2 protein-coding genes and 1 pseudogene are annotated in these 3,887 nt (G+C 36.5%); all 3 read left to right on the plus strand.

Features of this window, described 5'->3' with window-relative positions:
• Positions 1–331, plus strand: a pseudogene (locus tag Q0E71_RS06520) (MBL fold metallo-hydrolase); the annotation flags it as partial.
• The gene (gene rlmH / locus Q0E71_RS06525) at positions 332–814 is read left to right on the plus strand and encodes a 23S rRNA (pseudouridine(1915)-N(3))-methyltransferase RlmH (protein WP_294797182.1); all 483 of its coding nucleotides are present in this window, start codon (positions 332–334) and stop codon (positions 812–814) included. It abuts the pseudogene before it with no gap.
• Positions 815–1,319: 505 nt separating this feature from the next.
• On the plus strand, positions 1,320–3,887 hold a 2,568-nt coding region (locus Q0E71_RS06530; protein WP_294797184.1), incomplete at its 3' end, for an S-layer homology domain-containing protein.

Consider the following 3,887-nt stretch of genomic DNA (forward strand, 5'->3'; position numbering starts at 1 on the left):
CGCGATTAAGGACTCTGACATCTACTACATCGAGAGCAATCACGACGAGGAGATGCTTGAGAAGGGCCCATATAGCTACTACCTAAAGAGAAGAGTGCGCTCCGAAGAAGGCCACCTATCTAATATGCAGGCAGCGGACCTGATCAAAAAGTCACTCAAGGACAAAAATGAATTAGTTTTCCTAGCCCACCTATCGCATGAGAATAACACAGAAAAACTCGCTTACTTGACAGTTTATAAAGAGCTGCTTGAGTCAGGACGAAGAGCCGAAGACTTTAGACTAAGAGTCACACACAGAATGAAAAGAACACTTGTATACGAGGTGGATTAGATGCTAAAGATAGATCTCATAGTACTTGGTAAAATCAAGGAAAAGTATTTAAACGAGGCCATAGACGAGTACAAGAAACGCATCTCGCGCTTCGCCACACTTAATATAGTGGAGCTGAAAGATAGAGATAAGCCAGATAAACTCTCAGACGCCGAGCTCGAAAAGATAGTGGATGAAGAGTCAGAAGAAATACTTTCGAAGATCGATGAGACGAGCTTCGTCATCACTTTGGAGATAGAGGGAAAGCTCTTAACAAGCGAAGAATTCGCAGACGTGATTAAGGACGCAGGCGTAAGTGGTTACTCCAAGATCACCTTGATTATAGGCGGGTCCAATGGATTTAATAGCAAAGTCTCGAACAAAGCAGATCTAAAGCTAAGCTTCGGACGAATGACCATGAATCATAAGTTGATGAGAGTGGTGTTGATGGAACAGGTGTTTAGGGCGTTTAAGATTATTAATAACGAGGCATATCATAAGTAGGAGTTTGTGTTCGTGCGAAGCACCAAGGTTCTCGTCCGCATGGACGAGGTTCTTCAAATGCGCCCTTACGCTCATTCGCTTTTCGGCAATGCTCGAGTATGACTAATACGCTCCGCTTGCCTCAAAGCTCCATTTCGCGTAATCATCACATTTTTCCAGCAAAATTTGTTTGATCTGGTTCATTTTGATGAGCTTCTTCATTCATCACAGTGCGAAGCACCAAGGTTCTCGTCCGTTAGGATGAGGTTCTTCTTTTGACTACAGAATTTGTTTGTGTTGGCTCGATGATTTGCAAAGTTAATTAGTTTATTTTATGAGAAGGCATTGCGCCTTCTTTTTTTATGCCTAACGCAAAGAAAAAATTTATTGTTACAAACGTGTTACAAAATCGCGCAAAGCTTGATTTTTGCACTATGTAGATGCTATACTTAGGATAGATAAGTAGATATATTTATATATCAATATAAAGTGAAAACAATAAAAATAATAAAAAGGAAGTGCAATTATGAAAAAGAAAAATTTTGCAATATTTTTTAGCCTAGTGATGATATTATCATCATTTGTAAGCTTGTGTGAGGTAAGCTTAGCACAAGATGCAAAATATGTTTTAAGTGGGGAAAATGATAAAATATTTAACACTGCAGAAGATCTTCTTGTGTATATGAATGAGGCAAGTAATTTTGTCATGGGTAAAACATATACACTCACACTAAATGATAATTTAATTTTGCCAGTCGAAGCAGGAGAATTAAAAAGCCTAGAAATAAGTAGCAATATCACAATTAATGGTAATGGCAAAACTATAAGCGGAGCCAATGGCGGAAAAGAAAAAACACCTTTAATTAGATTTAGTGAAAACAGCGGAAATTCTATTAAGCTTAGCTTAGAAAATCTTATTATAGATGGTGGAATTATTGAAGATAATTATTATCAAGGATTAAACACTTTATATGTTGTATCAGAAAGCGAATTATATATTAATAATACTATATTTAAAAACTGCTTAGCTGATGAAGGCGGTGCTGCTTATATAAGAAGCGTAAATAAGTTTGAAATAAATAATTCTAAGTTTATTAATAATAAGGCTGAAAACACAGATGAGTATAATTGCAGTGGTGGCGCTTTGAACGTTGAGAAGGGCTTTGATAGTGACTTTACTTGTTCTATAAGAAATAGTGAATTTTTAAATAATAGCTCTACTGGAAATGCCGGTGCAATAAATGTCTATGGAAAAGTAGCTTTATCTAAGATAAAAGTTATTGGCAATAAAGCTCGCAAGTATGCTGGTGGAGTATTTTTAGACAATGCAGGAGAAAGCACATTAAAAGATTCGTTTTTTGAAAATAATGAAGCTGGAGAAACGGGTGGAGCTATAGCTGTAAAAGCATGCACTAATACAAGGCTAGAAAACTTAAAAATACTTAATAATAAAGCAAAAAGAGGTGGAGGAATTTTTACTGAGTACTGTGGGACAAGCATAAAAAATACAGAAATTTTAGGAAATCATGCTTTAATATCTGGCGGAGCGTTTAGTACTAGCGGTGGTTACTTTGAGAGTCCATTAGAGAGTGTAGATATAATCAATAATAGCGCTGATTTAATCGGTGGAGGTATGTTTTTGTGTAGCAGTGAAGCTGAATTTAAAAATTGTAAACTTATTGGAAATAAAGCAGGACTTAATGGCGGCGCTATAACTATAAACGGATGGGGAGCACGTTATCAAGATATAGAGAATGACACATATGACGGTTTAACAACAAATGAGAATACTATATTTGATAAAAACTTTGCTGGTAATGGCTTTTACAATCCACCAAAAAATTATAAAGATTTCACAAATTTAAAGTTTGCAAAATATTCTTTGGGTGGAAAGCTTTATATTTTAAATGCGGCAAAAAAACTAGAAAAAGTGGATTCTTTATTAAATAACTATGATGTAGATTATATTAATCCAATATCAATCATAATTTATGATCCGAATGGAGGACAAGGAGAAGTATATTTAAGTGAAGTAGATAGCACAAAAATAGGTCCAGATTTAGTGCAAGAAGGATCTTATGGAGATGATAGTTATTTAATTCTAGAAAGAAAGAGCATAATTAAAACTCTTAAAGAAACTGGTTTTACAAACTCTAGAAAATTTTTAGGTTGGTCAAGAGATAAAGATGCTACAAAGCCTGAGTATACACCAGGTGAAGAAGTAAAAGTAAAAGGCAATCTATATCTATATGCTATTTGGGAAAATCCACCTGAACCAAGCACAGTTATCTTAACACTTGATGAAAATTATAGAAATGGCAAGATTACAAATATCGAAGTTGAAGTAGGAGACCTTATCGAGCCGCATCTATATATCCCTCGTAGAAGAGGATACACATTCAGAGGCTGGAGCTACGACCAAAAACATCTTGACGAAGTAAAACCTGGCGATAGAATTTATTCAGACACTACGCTATATGCAATATGGAAGAGAGCCGAAGAAGAAAAACATGAAGAGCCAGAAGAAATAAAGGGAGACGATCACAAAGCATATATCTTTGGTTATCCTAATGGTACAGTTAGACCAAACGGATCAATAACAAGAGCCGAAGCGGCTGCAATGTTAGCAAGACTATTAAACATCGAAGCAATAGGTTCAGCAGCTAAGCCAAACTTTACAGATACAGAAAGCTCATGGTATAACAAAGCCATCAACGCTGTGGTGTTTAGAGGCATAATGAAAGGTTACCCTGATGGACGCTTCAGACCAAACGCACCTATAACCAGAGCAGAATTCGCTCAAATGATCTCTACAATCGACAATAAGCCATATGGCACAGCACCATTCGCAGACGTTCCTGGTCATTGGGCAGAAAGAGCCATCGGATCAGAATATCAAGCAAAGAGAATCACAGGCTACCCAGACGGTTTATTTAGACCAGACGCAAACATCACAAGAGCCGAAGCAGCAGTTATACTAAACAAGATCTTCGAAAGAAAATATGATAACTTATCATTACTAAAGTGCAAAAACCCACAAATGATAAAGAGATTCACAGACCTTGACGAAACATTCTGGGGCTGGAACGATATG

The sequence above is a fragment of the uncultured Fenollaria sp. genome (genome assembly GCF_934202865.1).
Taxonomy (GTDB): Bacteria; Bacillota; Clostridia; order Tissierellales; family Peptoniphilaceae; genus Fenollaria.

Excerpts from the sequence above, each read along its gene's own strand:
- rlmH (WP_294797182.1), top strand. The coding sequence starts at position 332 with ATGCTAAAGATAGATCTCATAGTACTTGGTAAAATCAAGGAAAAGTAT.